Genomic DNA, 18977 nt, shown 5'->3' with positions numbered 1-18977 from the left:
GACGCAATACGTCAATGATAGTAATCGCTTCGATGTCTTCGTTGCCATTGGCAATAGGGACCAGTACTGTGCTCATAGTTCGCCTCTTTCACAGGAGATTGTTAACGTAAACAGGCACGCCGCTTCGCGACCTTGCTCTGTTTGTCCTTTTTTGTCTATTTGATAGTAATTTTTACGACGCCCCACTTGCTCGAACCCCAACGATTCATACAAGGCGATCGCCGCTTCATTCGATTCTCGGACTTCCAACAAGCATTCGCAAACGGCTTGCTGCGCGCTGGACTCCAACCAAGACATCATCAACTTTCTGGCCAGCCCTTGTCTACGGACAGAGCAATCAACCACCATTAATTCTAATTCGGATTGATCCAGTACCACCGATGCCGTTAACCAACCAACCAGCGATTTTTGCGTCGCATCACCCAGCTCAACCACCCAATTTTTACGTGTTTGTAGAGCATCGGCAATCAAGCCGCGCCCCCAAGGATAAGGGTTAGATAACGCATCCAGTTGGGTAATAGCAGGCAAATCTGACTCAGTAGCCAGACGCATAACAATAGAAGGAATCATAAAATTGAACGCCTCATTACAGGCAAATACATTAACGGAAAAAGCGCGACTGCATTTCTTGCCACGCTTCTTTACGCAATTCTGGAATGCGATACAATTCAGGCAAACTCACAATACGCGCGGTGGGATAACGCTTTAATGGACTTTCGGGGGTAAATCGGCCACCAGCTGAGTTACGTTCGCCCCCGCTAGCACCAACATTGGGGCATCTGAAAAGCCTTTCACTAAACGCCCCACATAACTTTCCAGCGCGCCAAACAACCAATCCGTGCGCGTCAGAAAATGTGGATTTTTTAAGGCTCCCGGCCAAGAAAACGCACTGCCCTGCCATTCATCTATAGGATGTTTTAACAAAGCTTGCGCCATTTTTAACACCAAACGCTCAACCTCTTCCGCTTGCGTAAACACATGCGGAACATCGCTTAAAATCAGCAATTTATTCGACAAAGCATAAGCACGTATATCGAGGCGAGTAATCTGAGTATTGATCGCCAGATCTGGCTCAATATCAATATCCACAGCCAATTCTTCGATTGGCTGCAAATCTTCCACAACGATTTCTGGCCCCGCGTTTAACTGCTCACGAAGATGGTGAACCAGCGGCTCTGCTTCCTCAGCAGGACGACTTTTAGACGGCGCTGGCTCCGTATCCTTAAAGCCGGTCGAACGCGACGAAAGGGCTTGACTTGTGGCAGACAAAGACTCCGTTTGCACCACATTCATCGGCCAAGGCTGCACAGGCATAAAAACCGTACCAGACACAGTGTCCGTGGACGACAACCAAGACACCACCCCCATTTGCGCTAAGCAATGGGTCTGAAAAGCGTGTTGAGAAGATAATTCACGAGACATAAAAACCTTAATCGCCACCTATAAGCAGAGGACTGCAACAGATGCATTCATCGATTTGAACAAGAAGCTGCAAATATACTCGTTTACGTCTCGACTTGCCACTTGATGGCCTAAAGCTTGCTAGAGATCTTTGCTTAACGGCTGTGTATAATCGCTGGCCAAATTGCACACAAGCATCGTCTTTTATCGAACACATTATAAAAGGTAAAAACTCATGGTTTCTCTTCTCTCTCGTTTGGTCGCTATTGCCGCTATTGCAATGAGCAGCCACAGTTTCGCAGACAGCTTGCCCGATCTAAAAGGTCGTACTATTTTAGCCGTCACCGAAAATGCCTACACGCCACTTAACTTTGTCGACCCAGCAACAGGCGAAGGCATTGGCTGGGAATACGACGCCATGAACGAAATTGGCAAACGCTTAAACGCCAACATCGAATGGCACCTAAGCAGCTGGGACACCATGATCCAAGCCGTCAAACAAGGCCAATACGATGTCGGTATGGACGGAATTACCATTAATGAAGAACGTGCCGCGCAAATCGACTTCACTATTCCTTATATGACGTCCCAGCAGTTCATGTTGGTTCGCGCTGATGAAGACCGTTTTAATGATGCAACATCCTTTGCCGCCAACCCAGACCTGCATTTTGGCGCACAAGCAGGAACCACCAACTTTTATGTGGCCGTCTACGATGTACTGGATGGTGACGAAGGCAACCCTCGCATCACCTTGTTAGACACTTTCGGTGCGTCCGTTCAAGCGCTTAAATCGGGCGACGTCGACAGCGTACTAATGGACGCCGCATCGGCTCGTGGTTACATCGGTGCCAACCCGGGTTCGTTTAAAATCGTTGGTGGCCCGCTGGGTTCGGAAGACTTTGGCTTTATCCTAACGCCGGGATCAGACCTTTTAGCCCCAATCAATGCCGCTATCGAAAGTATGAAACAAGACGGCACCTTAGAAGCACTGAACAAAAAATGGTTCTTCGACTATAACCAGTAAGAAGCACAGCCCAAAAAGAGTGATATAACACACAGTAACGGATCGTCTATTTATTAGACTGTCCGTTTTTTTACTTAAAGACGACCAAGGAATGGTCCAGCTATGAATTGATTATGCCCTTTAAAAAAACCGTAGAACGCACGCCTTGGTGGCTCATCACCATCCTTATTATCGCTCTGGTTCTGTTATGGAACATGGTGTCTGACCAAAGCTACCAGCGCATAGCGAGCGCACTAAGCGAAGGCTTACTCACCACAATCGGCGTAACATTCACCGCTTTTATATTAGCAAGCTTACTTGGGTTATTAATTGCACTGGCAGGATTTTCTCGTCATCGTATTCTGCGTGAATTCGCCCGTTTTTATGTCGAAATCTTCCGCGGCGTACCCGTTCTCGTACTGCTGTTCTACATCGCCTTTGTTGGCGCACCCGAAATGGTCAAACTCTACAATTGGGTATTACAAGTTCCGATTGAAGCTGGCTGGATAGAAAAAGCCCGCACACGGGACTTCACCCTACTGTGGCGCGCCATCATTGCCCTAGCCATCAGCTACAGCGCCTTCATTGCCGAAGTCTTCCGCGCAGGCATTCAAGAAGTTGGCAAAGGCCAAATCGAAGCCGCCAAAGCCCTCGGCTTATCCAACTGGCACCGCTTCCGCCTTATCACCCTACCCCAAGCAATGCGCAAAATCTTACCGCCCCTTGGCAACGACCTCGTCGCCATGATCAAAGACTCCGCACTCGTCTCGGTATTAGGCGTACAAGACATCACCCAGCTTGGCAAAGTCCTCAGCTCCTCCACCTTCCAATTCTTCGAAACCTACAACGTCGTCGCCTTCATGTACCTTGTACTCACACTCAGCTTATCGCTAATGATCCGCGCCTTTGAAGCGCACCTAAGACGCAATGATCATCATTGAGTAAAGACATATCCGCTGATGGCCTAAACATCATGAGCGAATAACATTTCGGCGAGGGAGGCGGTAGTTTCGAGAAGGAATGTTATTCGGTCGGTGGAAGCCAAAGCAGTTCAAGTAACAAGAGCAACCCCATCCTAACCTTCCCCTTGGAAGACAAAAGGGGAAGGAACAGAGACGTATTCGCAGACAACCTAAACATCATGGGCGAATAACATTCCAACGAGGGAGGCGGTAGTTTCGAGAAGGAATGTTATTCGGTCGGTGGAAGCCAAAGCAGTTCAAGTAACAAGAGCAACCCCATCCTAACCTTCCCCTTGGAAGACAAAAGGGGAAGGAACAGAGACGTATTCGCAGACAACCTAAACATCATGGGCGAATAACATTCCAACGAGGGAGGCGGTAGTTTCGAGAAGGAATGTTATTCGGTCGATGATTACAACAGCAAATTAGCCATTAAACACGGGGATAATGTCTCTGCCGTATTTGGCGATGATTTCCTCTTCGTCGCCGCTGTCTAGGTAGATGTTAAATTGCGTGGTGCCTGCTGTTTCTAGGTCTTTGATCTTGGCAATATGGTCTTCAACGGTTCCCAATACACAGAAGCTTTTCACTATGTCTTCGGTGATGAAGTCCAAGAATGGGTTATCGCTTTGGCCGTGTTTGGAGTAATCGTAACCACGACGTTTTTCGATGTAATCCGTTAAGCTTTTTGGCACTAAACCAGAATCACTGCCGTATTTTTCAACGATGTCGGCTACGTGGTTACCTACCATGGCAGGGAACCATTTGGTATGTTCAATACAATAATCCATGTCACCAAAATACGCAGGTGCCGCGGCTTGGACTTTGAAGTTAGACATATCACGTCCAGCAGCTTCACCCGCTGCAATAGATTGGTCTTTAAACCATTTCACCAAATCTGGGTCGCCAATTTGCAAAATCAAACCATCACCCACTTCACCAGCAGTAGCCAAGGCTTTCGGGCCATAAGCGCCAATCCAAACAGGTAATTCGTAGCCTGTCGCCCAAGGCAATTTTACGGGTTCAGGGCATTCGCCGTATTCCACTTCCTCGCCGCGCACCATGGCTTTTACCTTAGTAGTAAATTCCGCAAGACGCGCTAGTGTTGCAGGTTTTTTACCCATTACTCGCATAGACGAATCGCCACGACCAAGACCAATGTCGAAACGACCGTTACTTTGATGCGCCAAACTCGCATACAAGCTGGCCGACAATGACCAATCACGAATATTCGGGTTGGTTACACAAGGGCCAAAACGCATGGTTTTAGTGTGCTCCATACACATTGCCATAGCGACAAACGACTCACGCCAAAGAATGTGAGAATCGTAAAACCAGCAATAAGTGAAGCCAGCCGCTTCCGACTGACGAACCAGATTTCGCGCGCGATCTGGGCTGACGAAGCCTTTAAACGTAATGCCAAATTCCATAATGTGTTCCTCTTGTGATTATGTTTTTAATAAATTAATGCGCAACGTTTGGAGGGAAATTCGTATTCCCGCGTGCGAAAACGGCACCTCTTTCGAAATATTCAATCGAATCAAAATTGGCGTGAGTGCTTCTACACAGCGAGCACTTTCTGCCAAGCCTGCGTTGTAGGCTTTGGTGCCCATTTTTTCGATCAAGTCCATAACGCGTTTTTTCGCGTCAAGGTCATTGCCACACACCAAGATGTCGCAGTTGATGCCACGTGATAAATCATTCAAGGTCACTGCGGATACGTTATGCAATGCGCCAACCACAGGAATGTCGTCACCCAATAACAATTGCGCCGATTCTGTCACCGAGCCGGCTTCTGGCATTAGCACGGCTTTCGGATTGCCTGGTGCCAATGGCACGACGATATCGACCAAGGTTTTACCAACCAGCAATGGTGCCAACATCATTAGGGTGTCGTCATGCCCACTGTAAGGCACAGACAAAATGACTAAATCGTCTGCGGCTTTGGTGGCGTCTTTCATCGACAGGCCCGTAATGTCTGCCTGACAATCCTGTTCCGCCAATATCGCAATAAGTTGCTGTGCGGTTTCTTCTGCCTTGGCAGGATCACGAGAACCTAATACCACGCTGACACCAGCCAGCGCCAAACGCAGGGCCAGTCCTTTCCCTTGCGGGCCAGTTCCGCCAATAATGGCGACTTTATTACTTACGTCGTTTTTCATCTAAAAGATCCTCGTTATGAGCACGAATCAGGTCACGGCTCGAACTGTCGGTTTTTGACCAAGATAGGCCACGAAAAATAATCACTGGCGATTTCGCACTTTTCTCCATTAACAACCCAGACGCCGCCGCAACCTCATCGGCAAAGGCGGGCGCGGTAACACTCAAAGGTCGTCCATACGCATCTAACTCACCCAACATATGCATCACGCCCGGCACATTCGCCAAGCCAATCGCCACGTTGGTTTGCCCCAGTCGCCAAGGTCGACCAAAGGTATCGCTGATCACCACGCCCAAGTCACAGCCAAAATGGGCTTCTAATTTGTGACACAGTAATCGCGCACTTTTGTCTGGGTCTTCGGGGAGTAAAATCAGCTGACCAGGATGATCGGCATTGGATTCATCCACCGCTGCGTTGGCGCAGATGTAACCATTTTTGTGTTCGGCGATCAGTACGCCTTCTTCTTGATCTGGCCGTTTCATTGCTCGCACAATTCGGTTTGATTGAGAGAGAATCACCTCGACTTTTCGTGGGTCTTTATTAACGGTTTTTGCCAGTTCTATGGCTTCTTCGCTGGGGGTAATGTCGTCCAAATAGGCAAAAGCACCTTCGCTTTTCGATACCACTTTGTGAGCAATAACCAAGATGTCGCCAGCTACCAGCGTTTGATTTTGTGCCGTTAAGGTATCAATAATTTTTTGCGCTAAATCATCACCCGCCTGAAAATCCGGCAAGCCCATCAAGCGGAACATACTCATAGAATCAGGCATAGTGGCGCTCCTTAATGAGCGTTGTTTTCATCAATGTTGCGCCATTGTCACGCCATGCTTTAAAGCGTTCGGGCTGGCGAGTCACAGCGACATTAAGGTCGTCGCCTTGATCAATATCCAAGGCAAGATTGCGAAGGTGAAGACTGCGACAAGCCAGTCGGTTATTCAGTGCGTTGGCTTGGTGAGCCGATGCGGAATCACAACCGTATTCAAATTGAATGGCATCCGGTGGCGAAGTTAACAAGGCATTGGTGCCGCCATCTTTGGCGACTGCTATAACGACGCTGGCGTCATTTGCAGCCGACATCAGCGCGACAAACTCCGCAGGATCAAGCATGGCAATATCACTCGGCACAATCAGCATGCTGTCGTAGCCTGTCTTTTGACCCAATCACAAGCAAAATCCAACGCGCCGTTTAAGCCGTTTTCCCCATCGTCAAACAAGGTGTTGGCTTCGTAAGTCTGAGCCAGCGCAAGCACATCAAGAGACTCGCTGACCACCAGCACATCTAACATGGGAAAGTGACGTTGGAAAAACACCAAGGTGTTTTCAAAAAGCGTTAGAGACAAACTTTCACGGGCTGTATCAGACAAGCTACCAACCAGTCTTTGCTTGGAGCGCTTAGGCGATTTCATCGGAATCACCACACAGAGCCTGTCTATAAAAAAAGGCGCCATTAAAGAAGGTGTTTTTAAAAAAGAAGTCATTAGGCTGCCCTCTGCTTTTTATGAGACAAAGCAAACTCAACCACCTTGGTAAGTAACGCCGTTTTGTCTTCAGGGTTTGTCATTAGGGTTGGCGTTACCAACACATCCAGACCTTGCCCTTGCAACCACGCGGCATCTTGCTGATCAATATCGTCAATCACCATGGCCTGCAAGAAGGTGTTGTAACAGTCGTAAATACCTTTCGAATCGATACTTTTCCCAGCACTTTCGAGCATTTTATCCGCTGGGCCTTTTACTGTTTTTCCGCCAATTAAAGGCGAAATAGCAATAATATAAGCGCCGCTTTTTTCCACCGCTTGCTGAATTTCCGGCACAGCGAGAATGGCGCAAATACTGACAATAGGATTGCTCGGCGCGATGATAATCAGGTCACTATTGGCAATTTGCTCTAAAGCTTGGGGGGTTGGTTTGGCATCGGCAATGCCGTGATATTCGATATCCAGCACATCGGACTGACAATGCTCGCGCACAAAAAATTCTTGGAAAGACAGCCAGCCTTGTGGTGTCTTCACTCGAGTTTGCACTACATCGTCCGTTGGCAACAAAATCGGTACGCTAACTCCATGACGTTTTGCCAATTGTTCGGTTATGTCACTAGCGCTGACGCCTTGGTGTTTTAAATTCGTTCGGTAAATATGAGTGGCGAGATCCAAATCGCCCAAGGTCATCCAAGTGTCTTGCCCTAAGGCTTTTAGCTCAGTCAGCACTTGGTGAGTTTCGTTTTTACGTCCCCAACCTTGCTGACGGTCGATCTGATCGCCCAAGGAATAAATCAGCGTATCGATATCTGGCGAGACCCAAAGACCGTGAAATTCATCGTCGTCAGCAATGTTGCCAATAATTTTGGTCGCGCTGGCGTATTGGCTTTTTGCCAAACCTTCGGCAGCTTTTGCGCCACCAACACCGCCCGCTAGCAATGTGATATTTAAACCACTCATTACGCCACTCCTTGAATCGCAATGCGGTTCGTCAATGGCGCTTTGATAGTATTGGCGACGATTGGATAGTCTTTTACGACGTCATATTTGGTGCTGCGCTGTACCGCATGCAAACCCGCTGCATGAATATTGGCAACCATGTCTTCAGGGAACACTTCTTGCCCATGAGTCGCTCCCGCCGCACGGGAAATACTTTCGTTCATTAAAGTGCCGCCCAAATCATTGGCTCCTGAACGCAGCATTCTGGCGGCCACATCGGGGCCCATTTTCACCCATGAGGCTTGGATATTATCGATATGACCTTGCAACATCAGGCGAGCAATGGCGTGCATTTTGAAATGCTCGTCTTGGGTTGGGCCAGGACGAACCTTGTCTGGGTTGTCCTTATATAAACGGGTTTCGTAATGGATAAAACCCAGTGGAACGAACTCTGTAAAGCCGCCAGTTTCCTTTTGAATATCGCGTAATAATTTGAGGTGATTTGCCCAATGAATTGGCTGATCAACATGACCGTACATGATGGTGGAAGTCGTCGGCACGCCAACAGAATGGGCGGCTTTGATAATGCGTACCCATTCTTCTGTGGTGAGTTTATTTTTGGTCAGTTGTTTACGTACTTCGGTGTCTAAAATCTCTGCTGCTGTGCCCGGCATAGACCCCAAACCAAGATTTTTTAACTCGGTCAAAAAGGCTTCTGGCTCAAGACGACCTTTTTTGCAGCCATACCAAATTTCAAATGGGGAAAAGGCGTGAATATGAATCTCTGGTACACGCTTTTTTACGGCGATAATGAGGTTTCGGTAATAATCGGCACCTATATCTGGATGCAATCCACCTTGAATACAGACTTCTGTCGCACCGCGATTCCATGCTTCTTCGGCTCGATCTGCAACTTGTTCAACCGTTAAAAACTCCGCTTCTTTGTCGCCTTTTTCTTTGGCGAAATTGCAAAATCGACAGCCCATGTAACACACATTGGTGAAATTGATATTGCGCGTAATGACAAAGGTGCCGACATTGCCGACGCGTTTTTCACGCACTTTATCGGCGGTGTCTAACACGGCTTGGGCTTCTGCACCTTGCGTAGCAAACAGAACACAAGCGTCTTCGATACTCAGCTCTTCGCCCAATAAAGACTTATCCAAAATTGTTCGAACGGATTCGCTCACTTGGGCATTGTTTGGTGTTAAAGAGAATAGGTTCATGCGATGACTCCTCCACTTACTTGAGCAGCACGGTTAACCAGCGACGCGACTCGTTGCGTTAAATTAGGGGTTAGATATTTGCTGTCCTGATGCTGGAAACGGTCATAAATGGTCAATCGTTCAGCCAGCGAATAACCCAGTCCTTTACAAGCTTGCGCGACACTGCTGATCTGCGGCCAGGCTCTTTCTGGATTGATAAAGTCTTTGGTCAAAGGCGAGATGCCGCCCCAATCGTTGATGCCCGCATTGATGTAACTGCCGTACTCCACTTCCAAATTAGGCGGGGCCTGTATGCTGATGTCGTCAGGTAAAATCAAACGAGCAATAGCGATGGTGCGTTTCATGTCGTCTAAATTCGGCTCTTGATAATCGGCCATGGCGGTGCCTGCTTTGGCACGAAAATTCTGAATGATGACTTCTTGAATGTGACCATAAGCAAGATGACGGTCACGTATGGCGATAAGACTGTTCACTCGATCTGTCCAGCTTTCACCGATGCCAATAAGGATTCCCGTAGTAAAAGCGATATCAAGGCGACCTGCTTGCTCTATGGTGTCGAGTCGACGTTTTGGGGTTTTGTCTGGGCAAGCATGATGGGCTTGGCCTTTTTTGAGTAAATCGTTGGAGACATTTTCCAACATCATGCCCATGCTAGCGGCAACCGGCTTTAGGCGTTTCAGCTCATCAAAAGACAAAGCACCTGCATTGATGTGAGGTAATAAACTGGTGTGCGTTAAAACACTTTCACATTGGTCATGCAGATAATCCAAGGTGCTGACGTAGCCAAGATTGGCCAACTTATCGCGCGCTTTCTGATGACGTTCTTCTGGTCGCTCGCCCAAACTAAACAAGGCTTCTTTGCAATCTAACGCGGCGCCTTCGTGCGCGGTTTTTAGCACCTGCTCTGGCGTCATGTAATTGGCGTGAGGGGAATCTGGCGACTGTACAAAGGTGCAATAACCGCAGGTGTCGCGACACATATTCGTCAGCGGAATAAACACTTTTTTTGAATAAGTCAGCTGTTTACCCCACGCGTTGTCACGCGCTGTCGCGGCTTCTTGGCAGAGTGAATATAAGTCTGGCCCAGTCGCAAACTCATAAGATATGGCTTCAGAATCAGAGATCATAGTCACTCCACGCTTTAATAATTAGATGAGATAAGTTAACTTTTTTTACCATTTGGTATAAAAATTAATAGCAATCATTTTGCGTAGAGTAAATTGTTTTTATTAGTGCAAAACCCGCCCCAATAAAGGGCTAGCGCCCTAACGTTCAGTTAAGTAAAAAGTTAACCAAGAGGTTAAGATGATGAAAAGTGGCGTTTTTTTGCACATTTAAACCGTACAAAAAACACACACCAAACCATATGGCAAAGAAGAAAATCAGCCTGAAATTATTTTTAATTATTTTTTTGGCACCAAGAGCGCGCACAACGAAATCCGTCACCGCTAATTCAGCTCGTTCAAAATCCGCTTCTTCAAGACGATGCTTGCCCAGCAAGACTTCCATTTGCACCGAGAAATCCGCGTAAGTTTGGGTGGCTGCCCATATGGTGAAAAACAGATGTTCTGGATCTATTTCTTCAATTAACCCTTTATTTATCCATGACTTAACCAATTCTACGTCACGATCAAACTGGGGCTTTAAATGGCTAATGAGGTACTCTTTTAAAACTGGCGCGCCGCTGATAATTTCATGGGCGAAGACTTTGGATCCGTTCGGATAGAGTCGTGAAAGCTGCATTTTTTCACGCACATAACGACGTATCACCGCTTCGGGTGTGTCGCCTTGAGTTTCTAGGAAGGAAAGCTTTTCTATCCAGATATCGAGCATTTCTTTCAACACTCGTTGGTAGAGTAACTCTTTGTTTGCAAAGTAATAAATCAGGTTTTGTTTGGAAATACTGGCGGCAGCCGCAATGGCTTCCATCGACGAACCGTTATAGCCTTTTTCGGCAAACACCAACTCGGCACAACGCAATATCCGCGACTCTAATTCTTCTCGATTAATCGACTGCTTGGTACGTTTTGTTATCTTCTCGAGCAAAATTCGATCCGCCTATTATAAAAACATTCACATTACTAATGAGTATTATAAGACCCTGTTTTTATTGCACATTATCTTATTTTTAAATTTTAAAATAGCACACTCGGATGACTCAACGAAGTTTTTATCAGCAAACTTGATTAAAACTTGGCCTGCTTATTGCTGACCAGAAAGACAAGTTGTTTATATTTTTTTATCGACATTTTTTACCTTTTGGTAAAGGTATTGAAAAGCAGTAGGAGCAAGCTATGCAAGACCTTCGTATCAACGAGCAGCGCCTTTGGGACACCTTAATGGAAATGGGCGACATTGGCGGTACAGAAAAAGGCGGTTGTAACCGTCTTGCAGGAACAGACTTAGACAAGCAAGCCCGCGACCTTTTTGTCTCTTGGTGCAAAGCCTGCGGTTGTACAGTTGACGTTGATAAAATCGGCAATATCTTCGCCCGTCGCGCGGGAATCAACAATGATTTACCTGCTGTCGGTACTGGCAGCCATCTTGATACCCAACCAACGGGCGGCAAGTTCGACGGTGTCTTCGGCGTTCTTTCTGGCGTTGAAGTATTACGCACACTTCATGAAAACAACATTGAAACGCCCACCGCAATGGAATTTTCTGTTTGGACCAATGAAGAAGGCTCACGCTTTCAACCTGCTATGCAGGGATCTGGCACCTATGTCGGTCGCTTCGATCTGGAAACCGAATTAAACAAAACCGACGTCAATGGCATTCGCCTTGGCGACGAACTGGAACGCATTGGTTACTTGGGGGAAATGGAACTGGGTAGCCGACACATGGGCGCATTTTTCGAAGCGCACATCGAACAAGGACCAATTTTAGAAGACGAAGAAAAAGCCATTGGCATAGTGCGACTAGGCCAAGGCATCCGCTGGTACAACATCGAAGTAGTTGGTCGCCCTTCTCACTCAGGTACTACGCCTATGCATCTTCGCAAAGATGCCATGTTAGTGGCCTCAGCCATTGTGACCGAAATGAATGCCATCGCACTTCGCCATGAAAACGGCTTAGGCACGGTAGGCTTTATGCAAGTTTGGCCAAACTCACGCAACACCATTCCAGGCAATGTGAAATTCAGCGCAGACCTGCGCAACACTAAACCGGATGTCTTGCTCACCATGCACGAAGAACTCGTGACGTTTTGCAAGGAAATCGCCCTCAATCATGGCGTTGAAGTGAACGTCGATCCTTTCTGGTATTTCGCACCTGTTGAGTTTAACGCTTCCGACGACGTAAAAGCCGCCACAGAAAAGCTCGGTTATAGCCATATGGACATCTACGCGGGCGCGGGACACGACGCGTGCTACATGGCGGATTTGGTGCCAACTGGGATGATTTTTACGCCTTGCTTGAATGGCATCAGTCATAACGAAGCAGAATACAGTTCACCAGAAGAATGTGCCGCTGGCGCCAACGTACTGTTGCACGCCATGCTCGAAGCCAGTGATCGTATCGCCAAAGAACATCAATAACTAATGATGATTAATAAATGATGATGACCAATAAATGAAGAAAGCACAGAACCATTGAATGAACACATCCCCATAATCAGAAAATATAAGAGGTGGCAACAATGACCAGCAAGTCTGTTAAACAAGGTGAGTTTTATGAGTTGGAGGTAGACAGTGATCTCCAACAAAGTTCAGCGTATAACGACGATTTAGCACCAACCAAAGTAAAAGATCGCACATGGAGCAAATGGAATATCGCCGCGTTATGGGTCGGTATGTCGATTTGTGTGCCGACTTATACCTTGGGCGGAGTGTTGACCGCCTACTTCGGATTGTCGGTAATGGAGGCCTTATTTACCATTCTTATCGCTAACATTATCTTGCTGGTGCCACTGACACTAAACGCTTACCCAGGCACAAAGTTCGGTATTCCCTTCCCTGTGTTATTACGTTCATCCTTTGGCATGATTGGTTCTAACATTCCGTGTTTGATCCGCGCCTTGGTGGCTTGCGGTTGGTTCGGTATTCAAACCATGTTCGGTGGTTTGGCGATTCATTTATTCTTGTCTGCCGTGTCTGATGGCTGGGCAAGTTTGGGTGGTGTCGGCGAGGTCATTGGCTTCTTCATTTTCTGGGCGCTGAACATGTACGTAGTGATCCGTGGTGCAGAGTCGATAAAATGGATGGAAACCTTATCCGCGCCACTACTATTGCTCGTTGCCATTGGCCTAATGTTTTGGGCAAGCGACAAGGTATCTTTTACTGAACTACTGGCCACACCAGCAAGCCGTCCTGAAGACGCTGGTTTTATGGGGTATTTTCTAGGCGGCCTAACGGCCATGGTTGGCTTCTGGGCGACCTTGTCGCTGAACATTCCAGACTTTAGCCGCTATGCAAAATCACAAAAAGATCAGGTCATTGGGCAGATCGTTGGCTTGCCTATCACCATGTTCTTCTTCGCCGCTTTAGGCGTGGTACTCACCGCAGCATCGACAACGTTGGTGGGTGAAACCATTTCAGATCCGATATCGTTGATTGGTAAAATCGATAGCCCATTTTGGGTGGCTGTTGCGATGATCTTGATCGTCATTGCGACACTGTCTACCAACACCGCTGCTAACGTGGTTTCCCCTACTAATGACTTCCAAAACATTGCACCAAAGCTGATTAATCATACTCGTGGCGCTTTGCTCACAGGCTTGATTGGCATTTTGCTGATGGGTTGGGAATTACTCAAAAAGTTAGGTCTATTGGAATCTGATGTCAGTGTTGAAGGAATGTATTCCAACTGGCTGCTGGGCTATTCAAGCTTACTTGGCCCTATCGCTGGTATCATGATTGTCGATTACTTTTTAATAAAACGTCAGCATTTGGATCTGGTTGCACTGTATACCAAAGACAGCCTTTACCCTGCCTTCAATAGCGCAGGTCTGATTGCTTTTGCGGTTCCTGTATTGATTACGCTCGTAGCACTGAATATGCCTGCGCTTGGCTGGTTCTACAACTACGGCTGGTTCACTGGCGCATTTACGGGTGCAATTGTGTACTTCGTACTGGCCAACATGCAAACCGCTTCTGCCACTCAAACTGACGCATTGCAGTCTTAATCATCATTCCCTCAGCGGCATCGCTTGATGCCGCTTGTATTTTTCAACTGGAAAAGGACGACACATGAGTAGTCTATTAATAAAAGGTGGGACGATCGTCACCCACGAAGAAAGCTTCAAAGCGGACATTCTTTGCAAAGACAGCAAAATCGTCGAGATTGGCGACATCAGTGTACTGCCAAAAGACGTTGAAACCATTGATGCCACGGGCAAACTCATTATGCCCGGCGGGATTGATCCACATACTCACATGCAATTGCCTTTTATGGGCACAGTCGCAAAAGACGACTTTGCTTCGGGCACCGTCGCTGCGTTGGCAGGCGGTACCACGACGATAATCGACTTCGTGATTCCCAATCCTCAACAGTCATTATTAGATGCCTACCATCAATGGCGTGATTGGGCGAAAAAAGCCCATTCAAACTACACCTTTCATGTGGCGATTACATGGTGGGATGATACCGTTGCAGAAGAAATGAATATTCTGGTACGCGATCATGGCGTAAACAGCTTCAAACATTTTATGGCTTACAAAAATGCCATCATGGCAACCGACGACATTCTAGTGTCGAGCTTCACCAAATGCTTGGAACTTGGCGCTATTCCTACTGTTCACGCCGAAAATGGTGAGTTGGTTTATCACTTACAAAACAAACTCATGGCGGAAGGCATGACGGGACCGGAAGCGCACCCTCTGTCTCGCCCTTCTTCAGTAGAAGGGGAAGCCGCGAATAGAGCCATTAGCATCGCCAACACACTCGGCGCGCCTATTTATCTTGTCCATGTTTCCACCGAAGAAGCGGTCGACGCCATTCGCTATGCAAAAGATCACGGTCAAACCGTATTCGGCGAAGTGCTGGCGGGACACCTTACGGTAGACGAAAGCGTTTATCAGAACCCCGATTGGGCAACGGCCGCAGCGCATGTGATGAGTCCTCCGTTTAGACCCAAACACCACCAAGACGCGCTTTGGAAGGGTGTACAAGCGGGAACATTGCAAACCACCGCCACCGACCATTGTGCTTTCTGTGCGGAACAAAAAGCCATGGGCAAAGACAACTTCGCGCAAATCCCTAACGGCACAGCGGGGGTAGAAGAACGCATGATGGTGTTATGGGAAAAAGGCGTCAACGAAGGCAAAATCACCATGAATGAATTTGTCGCCTTAACCTCGACCAACACCGCAAAAATCTTCAACATGTATCCAAACAAAGGCTGCATTCGTGTCGGCGCGGACGCAGATTTAGTGATTTGGAACCCTGCCGCGAACAAAACGATTTCCGCAAAAACTCACCACTCGAAAATCGAACACAGTATTTTTGAAGGCATGGAAATCCACGGTGTGCCTGAAACCACTATCTGTAACGGCAAACTTGCGTGGCATGACAATGTGGTACTCGCCGAGTCCGGCGATGGGAAATACATAGATCGTCCAGCTTACGCGCCTTACTACGAAGCACTAAGAAAACGTAAAGAACTGAATAAACCTAGAGCGGTTGTGCGTTAAAGATAAGCAAAAACAACCCCATCCTAGCCTTCCCCTTGGAAGTAATAAGGGGAAGGAACAGTTCAGGTCTGCTCCTCCCCCTTGTGTCTTTAAGGGGGAAGAACTAAGAACTAAAAAACGAAGGTAACCAAAGCTTGCAGTACGATAAAAGACATAATGCCGGCCAAGATATCATCCAGCATGATGCCGAAGCCGCCGTGGACGTTTTTATCCACCCATGAGATAGGCCAAGGTTTCAAAATATCGAATAAGCGAAACAACACAAAGCCGAGCACGATATAGAACCAACCCGCTGGCGCTAGCCACATGGTAATCCAAAAGCCAACGAATTCGTCCCAGACGATGCCAGCATGATCATGAACACCCATGTCTTTTGAGGTTTTGCCGCATAGGTAGATTCCTACCAACGACGTTACCACCAGCACAGCAAGATACGCCATTGCACTTAAGTCTTGTAATAACCAAATAAAAATCGGCACGGCTGCCAGCGTACCAAAAGTACCTGGGGCTTTTGGCGCGGCACCAGAACCAAGACCAAATGCCAAAAAGTGAATTGGGTTACGCCATACCGACGCTGGGGCAGAATTTGCCATTTATTGTCACCTATCAGTAAAATTAAAATTTAGAAGTGTTGCCAACCGGTTATCTCACCATCATAACGCTGAATGTTAAAACCGTCTGAGGTGATTTCCCCTATTTTGCTGCATGACAAGCTTAGAGTCTGCGTAATTAACGCGATCTCAGCGGCTTGTTCTTTGGGCGCCGTAAAACACAATTCGTAGTCATCTCCCCCGTCAAAGCCAGTGTCAGCGCAGATTCAGGTTGCCACTGGCTTAATTCCGCTGAGATGGGCAAACGGCTCGCGTCTATGTTCGCACCTACGCCGGAGGCTTTGAGTATATGTTGGATGTCTTGAGCCAGACCATCGGAAATATCCATCATCGAATGCACCACACGTTTTAAGGCCATCCCAACGATTAAGCGAGGTTTTGGGCGCCAGAAGCGCTCATAAAAATAATCAAAGCGTTCACTTGATACTTGTAATTCACCCGTCACAATCGGCACCGCAGCCGCAGCATCGCCGAGCAATCCCGTAACATAAATATCGTCACCCACTTTTGCGCCACTGCGTTTTACCGCCATGTCTGGTTCTACATAGCCATGCACTTGCAGCGTAATGGTTAACGGTCCTTTGGTGGTATCACCGCCCACCAAGGCCAATCCGATTGGCTCCGCCAGGTTCGGCCATACCTTGCGCCAACCCCGCTAACCACTGTGGGTCAGAATGTGGAATCGTCAATCCCAAGGTAAAAAATGCCGGCTTCGCCCCCATGGCCGCCAAATCACTGACACAAGTCGCTATCGCACGATAACCAATATCTACGGGGTCGGCATCAAAAGGAAAGTGTCGTCCTTCCACCAAGGTGTCCATAGAAAACACCAAGCTCTGACCTTGTGGTACTTGCACCTGGGCACAATCATCACCAATACCCAATAAAAGATCTCCACGCCCCTGTGTGCTTGCCATCACAGACGCTTGGAAGATGTTTTGTATCAACTCAAATTCTTTCAAAAAACGGTCCTTTTATTGATCCTTTTATGGCAACAGCACGGCACATAGAACACCGAAAAGACAACCAAGAGGATACCGTATTACAGACGGGATGTCAGAAGCAAAACAGGGCAGATTACACATCGTAATCTGCCCTGCTTTAATTGTACTTTTTAACGCCAAGTACGCGCTTAATCTTCTGAGCGTTTGGCTCGAGTCTTTGGTGTTGGAATCACTTCTAAATAAAAAGACTTCCAATGCTGACTTTGCGCAGAGCTAATATTGGTATTGATGTCGCCCTCATGAATGGATCTTGCTTTGTCAGCCGTTTGACCAAACTTACAGTTGAATCCCCAAAAATCCGCGCCTTCTGGCAATGCCTTAGTGCGTTCTTGCTTGATGTATTTTTTCACCTCATTTTTCGCTTCTTCGACAATGCGCTGATACGGTTTTTTTGGGTGAGACAAAACAAAGTTCTTTTTCATTATGATCCTAAAAATATTGAGTAAGGCAGCGTAACAACCACCTTGATACCCTTCTATGATAGCGGGTTAAGAATAAACCAGCCATTCATATGAAGAATATTCCCAACTTTTCTTTGCGCTTTGCTCTGACTTGGTGAAACCCAAAGAAACAGTAACGCGCAGCGTATTTTCAAAGAGGGAAAATCACCTTAATTAGAGCGGTTTTCCTCATTTTGCCGTTCTTCCACATCCGCTTGATGCTCAGCATGATCAATGGCCCATTCATTGGCCGCCTCTACCGCAACCACAGAAGTCGTCGGTAACACGCCAAGATAACTGTCCGTATCTTCAACGGCAATTTGTTCGCCCTGCTGAGCCATGCTAAACATGGCAAAACTTGCAATACCTAAGAACGTTATTCCAAGCACAATCCAAAATGCGTCAGGCCCAAGTACCTGCATACACCAACCGCTTAGCAAAGGGCCTGCAATAGCGCCTAAACCAAAGGTAAACACCAATCCGCCAGACGCTGCAGGCATATCACTGGGGGAAAGAGAGTCGTTGGTATACGCCAGAAATAACGCATACAGTGGCGTTGTTACACCCCCCGCAAAAAATGCGGACGCCATCAAAGGCCAAAAAGCCCCATGACTCATCCAACCAAACGCACACGAAGCACCACCAAGACAAGAAGCCCAAAAGATCAATTTGCTGCGGCTTACTCGGTCAGACAACCACCCAATTGGGTACTGCATCACCAGAGCGCCAGCAAACAACATGGCAACAAACAGAGCGATGCTGTTTGCAGAAAGCCCTACTTGGCTGCCGAAAACAGCCCCCATGCCTGATTGCGTGGCATAAACACACCCCAATAAAAATATGCCGACGGTTCCCAGCGGCGAGATTTTGAGTAACGCCCAAAGTGACATGGGTTTTGACACCTCGACCGCTGGAACAACGGCGGCAGACAACAAAATGGGAGCAAAAGACACCGAGACCAAAATAGAAGCGCCAATAAATAATACCGAGGTGCCCGCGTCTCCTAGCATCAGCAGACCTTGAGCGCCGATAATGCCCAGTGTCTGCGCCATCATGTAAGCAGAAAGCACCTTGCCTCGGGTGTCATTTGTGGCGGCATCATTCAACCAACTTTCGGCCGCAAC

The 18977-nt window shown here is 47.5% G+C and carries 21 protein-coding genes; 5 read left to right on the top strand and 16 right to left on the bottom strand.

Annotation, left to right across the window (positions count from 1 at the left end; all coding sequences use genetic code 11):
* Positions 1-72: 72 nt before the first annotated feature.
* Complete coding sequence (locus tag N5P32_RS00105; protein WP_265727196.1) at positions 73-570, bottom strand: GNAT family N-acetyltransferase; 498 nt, start codon at positions 568-570, stop codon at positions 73-75.
* A 135-nt stretch (positions 571-705) separates the two neighbouring features.
* Complete coding sequence (locus N5P32_RS00100) at positions 706-1422, bottom strand: hypothetical protein (RefSeq protein WP_265727195.1); 717 nt, start codon at positions 1420-1422, stop codon at positions 706-708.
* Positions 1423-1636: 214 nt separating this feature from the next.
* On the opposite strand from N5P32_RS00100, the gene N5P32_RS00095 reads away from it, so the two are divergent.
* Both N5P32_RS00095 and N5P32_RS00090 read left to right on the top strand, forming a co-directional pair.
* Positions 1637-2425 (top strand): transporter substrate-binding domain-containing protein, encoded by a 789-nt coding sequence (locus tag N5P32_RS00095; protein WP_265727194.1) that lies wholly within the window; start codon positions 1637-1639, stop codon positions 2423-2425.
* Between the two features lie 113 nt (positions 2426-2538).
* On the top strand, positions 2539-3345 hold the full coding sequence (locus tag N5P32_RS00090; RefSeq protein ID WP_265727193.1) for an amino acid ABC transporter permease: 807 nt from the start codon (positions 2539-2541) through the stop codon (positions 3343-3345).
* Positions 3346-3791: 446 nt separating this feature from the next.
* On the opposite strand, the gene N5P32_RS00085 is transcribed toward N5P32_RS00090, so the two are convergent.
* The 9 genes from N5P32_RS00085 to N5P32_RS00045 form a co-directional block, all read right to left on the bottom strand.
* Positions 3792-4796: a TIGR03842 family LLM class F420-dependent oxidoreductase gene (locus tag N5P32_RS00085; RefSeq protein WP_265727192.1), complete on the bottom strand. Its 1005-nt coding sequence runs from the start codon at positions 4794-4796 to the stop codon at positions 3792-3794.
* An 18-nt stretch (positions 4797-4814) separates the two neighbouring features.
* On the bottom strand, positions 4815-5528 hold the full coding sequence (gene npdG, locus N5P32_RS00080) for an NADPH-dependent F420 reductase (protein WP_265727191.1): 714 nt from the start codon (positions 5526-5528) through the stop codon (positions 4815-4817).
* Positions 5509-6297 (bottom strand): coenzyme F420-0:L-glutamate ligase, encoded by a 789-nt coding sequence (cofE, locus tag N5P32_RS00075; protein ID WP_265727190.1) that lies wholly within the window; start codon positions 6295-6297, stop codon positions 5509-5511. The genes npdG and cofE overlap by 20 nt, the downstream gene beginning before the upstream one ends.
* Positions 6290-6688: a glycosyltransferase family protein gene (locus N5P32_RS00070; RefSeq protein ID WP_265727189.1), complete on the bottom strand. Its 399-nt coding sequence runs from the start codon at positions 6686-6688 to the stop codon at positions 6290-6292. The genes cofE and N5P32_RS00070 overlap by 8 nt, the downstream gene beginning before the upstream one ends.
* Positions 6655-7005, bottom strand: a complete 351-nt coding sequence (locus tag N5P32_RS00065) for a glycosyltransferase family protein (protein ID WP_265727188.1) — start codon at positions 7003-7005, stop codon at positions 6655-6657. Before N5P32_RS00065 ends, N5P32_RS00070 begins: the two co-directional genes overlap by 34 nt.
* Positions 7005-7964, bottom strand: a complete 960-nt coding sequence (cofD, locus tag N5P32_RS00060; protein WP_265727187.1) for a 2-phospho-L-lactate transferase — start codon at positions 7962-7964, stop codon at positions 7005-7007. The genes N5P32_RS00065 and cofD overlap by 1 nt, the downstream gene beginning before the upstream one ends.
* Positions 7964-9169 carry a 5-amino-6-(D-ribitylamino)uracil--L-tyrosine 4-hydroxyphenyl transferase CofH gene (gene cofH, locus N5P32_RS00055; RefSeq protein WP_265727186.1) on the bottom strand — a complete coding sequence of 402 codons (1206 nt, stop codon included), beginning with the start codon at positions 9167-9169 and terminating at the stop codon, positions 7964-7966. Before cofH ends, cofD begins: the two co-directional genes overlap by 1 nt.
* Entirely contained in the window at positions 9166-10296 is a 1131-nt protein-coding gene (gene cofG / locus N5P32_RS00050; RefSeq protein WP_265727185.1) for a 7,8-didemethyl-8-hydroxy-5-deazariboflavin synthase CofG, read from the bottom strand. Before cofG ends, cofH begins: the two co-directional genes overlap by 4 nt.
* A gap of 145 nt (positions 10297-10441) precedes the next feature.
* Entirely contained in the window at positions 10442-11215 is a 774-nt protein-coding gene (locus N5P32_RS00045) for a TetR family transcriptional regulator C-terminal domain-containing protein (protein ID WP_265727184.1), read from the bottom strand.
* Between the two features lie 248 nt (positions 11216-11463).
* Here N5P32_RS00045 and N5P32_RS00040 point away from each other — a divergent pair, with 248 nt between their 5' ends.
* From N5P32_RS00040 to hydA, 3 genes are all read left to right on the top strand, one after another.
* Positions 11464-12705 (top strand): Zn-dependent hydrolase, encoded by a 1242-nt coding sequence (locus N5P32_RS00040; protein WP_265727183.1) that lies wholly within the window; start codon positions 11464-11466, stop codon positions 12703-12705.
* A 101-nt stretch (positions 12706-12806) separates the two neighbouring features.
* Positions 12807-14291: an NCS1 family nucleobase:cation symporter-1 gene (locus tag N5P32_RS00035; protein WP_265727182.1), complete on the top strand. Its 1485-nt coding sequence runs from the start codon at positions 12807-12809 to the stop codon at positions 14289-14291.
* A gap of 64 nt (positions 14292-14355) precedes the next feature.
* Positions 14356-15798, top strand: coding sequence for a dihydropyrimidinase (hydA, locus tag N5P32_RS00030; protein WP_265727181.1), 1443 nt, complete (start codon positions 14356-14358; stop codon positions 15796-15798).
* 110 nt (positions 15799-15908) lie between these two features.
* Here the strand turns inward: hydA and N5P32_RS00025 are convergent, their stop codons facing one another.
* From N5P32_RS00025 to N5P32_RS00005, 5 genes are all read right to left on the bottom strand, one after another.
* A complete protein-coding gene (locus N5P32_RS00025; RefSeq protein ID WP_265727180.1) occupies positions 15909-16391 on the bottom strand; it encodes a phosphatidylglycerophosphatase A family protein in 483 nt (160 codons plus the stop codon).
* 136 nt (positions 16392-16527) lie between these two features.
* Positions 16528-17010: a thiamine-phosphate kinase gene (locus N5P32_RS00020; RefSeq protein ID WP_265727197.1), complete on the bottom strand. Its 483-nt coding sequence runs from the start codon at positions 17008-17010 to the stop codon at positions 16528-16530.
* Positions 17000-17371 carry an AIR synthase related protein gene (locus N5P32_RS00015; RefSeq protein ID WP_265727179.1) on the bottom strand — a complete coding sequence of 124 codons (372 nt, stop codon included), beginning with the start codon at positions 17369-17371 and terminating at the stop codon, positions 17000-17002. Before N5P32_RS00015 ends, N5P32_RS00020 begins: the two co-directional genes overlap by 11 nt.
* 170 nt (positions 17372-17541) lie before the next feature.
* A complete protein-coding gene (locus tag N5P32_RS00010) occupies positions 17542-17835 on the bottom strand; it encodes a DUF6172 family protein (RefSeq protein WP_265727178.1) in 294 nt (97 codons plus the stop codon).
* A gap of 188 nt (positions 17836-18023) precedes the next feature.
* On the bottom strand, positions 18024-18977 hold a 954-nt coding region (locus N5P32_RS00005), incomplete at its 5' end, for an MFS transporter (RefSeq protein WP_265727177.1).

It is taken from the genome of Marinomonas pontica, from assembly GCF_026191375.1.
GTDB classification, from domain to species: domain Bacteria; phylum Pseudomonadota; class Gammaproteobacteria; order Pseudomonadales; family Marinomonadaceae; genus Marinomonas; species Marinomonas pontica.
This window is presented reverse-complemented; position numbering and strand designations above follow the sequence as displayed.

What these genes read in the sequence shown, in the direction of transcription:
- N5P32_RS00095 (WP_265727194.1), top strand. Translation starts at nt 1,637, where the DNA reads ATGGTTTCTCTTCTCTCTCGTTTGGTCGCTATTGCCGCTATTGCAATG.
- cofD (WP_265727187.1), bottom strand. Translation starts at nt 7,964, where the DNA reads ATGAGTGGTTTAAATATCACATTGCTAGCGGGCGGTGTTGGTGGCGCA.
- npdG (WP_265727191.1), bottom strand. Translation starts at nt 5,528, where the DNA reads ATGAAAAACGACGTAAGTAATAAAGTCGCCATTATTGGCGGAACTGGC.
- hydA (WP_265727181.1), top strand. Translation starts at nt 14,356, where the DNA reads ATGAGTAGTCTATTAATAAAAGGTGGGACGATCGTCACCCACGAAGAA.
- N5P32_RS00100 (WP_265727195.1), bottom strand. Translation starts at nt 1,422, where the DNA reads ATGTCTCGTGAATTATCTTCTCAACACGCTTTTCAGACCCATTGCTTA.
- N5P32_RS00040 (WP_265727183.1), top strand. Translation starts at nt 11,464, where the DNA reads ATGCAAGACCTTCGTATCAACGAGCAGCGCCTTTGGGACACCTTAATG.
- N5P32_RS00010 (WP_265727178.1), bottom strand. Translation starts at nt 17,835, where the DNA reads ATGAAAAAGAACTTTGTTTTGTCTCACCCAAAAAAACCGTATCAGCGC.
- cofG (WP_265727185.1), bottom strand. Translation starts at nt 10,296, where the DNA reads ATGATCTCTGATTCTGAAGCCATATCTTATGAGTTTGCGACTGGGCCA.
- N5P32_RS00065 (WP_265727188.1), bottom strand. Translation starts at nt 7,005, where the DNA reads ATGACTTCTTTTTTAAAAACACCTTCTTTAATGGCGCCTTTTTTTATA.
- cofH (WP_265727186.1), bottom strand. Translation starts at nt 9,169, where the DNA reads ATGAACCTATTCTCTTTAACACCAAACAATGCCCAAGTGAGCGAATCC.
- N5P32_RS00035 (WP_265727182.1), top strand. Translation starts at nt 12,807, where the DNA reads ATGACCAGCAAGTCTGTTAAACAAGGTGAGTTTTATGAGTTGGAGGTA.
- cofE (WP_265727190.1), bottom strand. Translation starts at nt 6,297, where the DNA reads ATGCCTGATTCTATGAGTATGTTCCGCTTGATGGGCTTGCCGGATTTT.
- N5P32_RS00090 (WP_265727193.1), top strand. Translation starts at nt 2,539, where the DNA reads ATGCCCTTTAAAAAAACCGTAGAACGCACGCCTTGGTGGCTCATCACC.
- N5P32_RS00025 (WP_265727180.1), bottom strand. Translation starts at nt 16,391, where the DNA reads ATGGCAAATTCTGCCCCAGCGTCGGTATGGCGTAACCCAATTCACTTT.
- N5P32_RS00085 (WP_265727192.1), bottom strand. Translation starts at nt 4,796, where the DNA reads ATGGAATTTGGCATTACGTTTAAAGGCTTCGTCAGCCCAGATCGCGCG.
- N5P32_RS00105 (WP_265727196.1), bottom strand. Translation starts at nt 570, where the DNA reads ATGATTCCTTCTATTGTTATGCGTCTGGCTACTGAGTCAGATTTGCCT.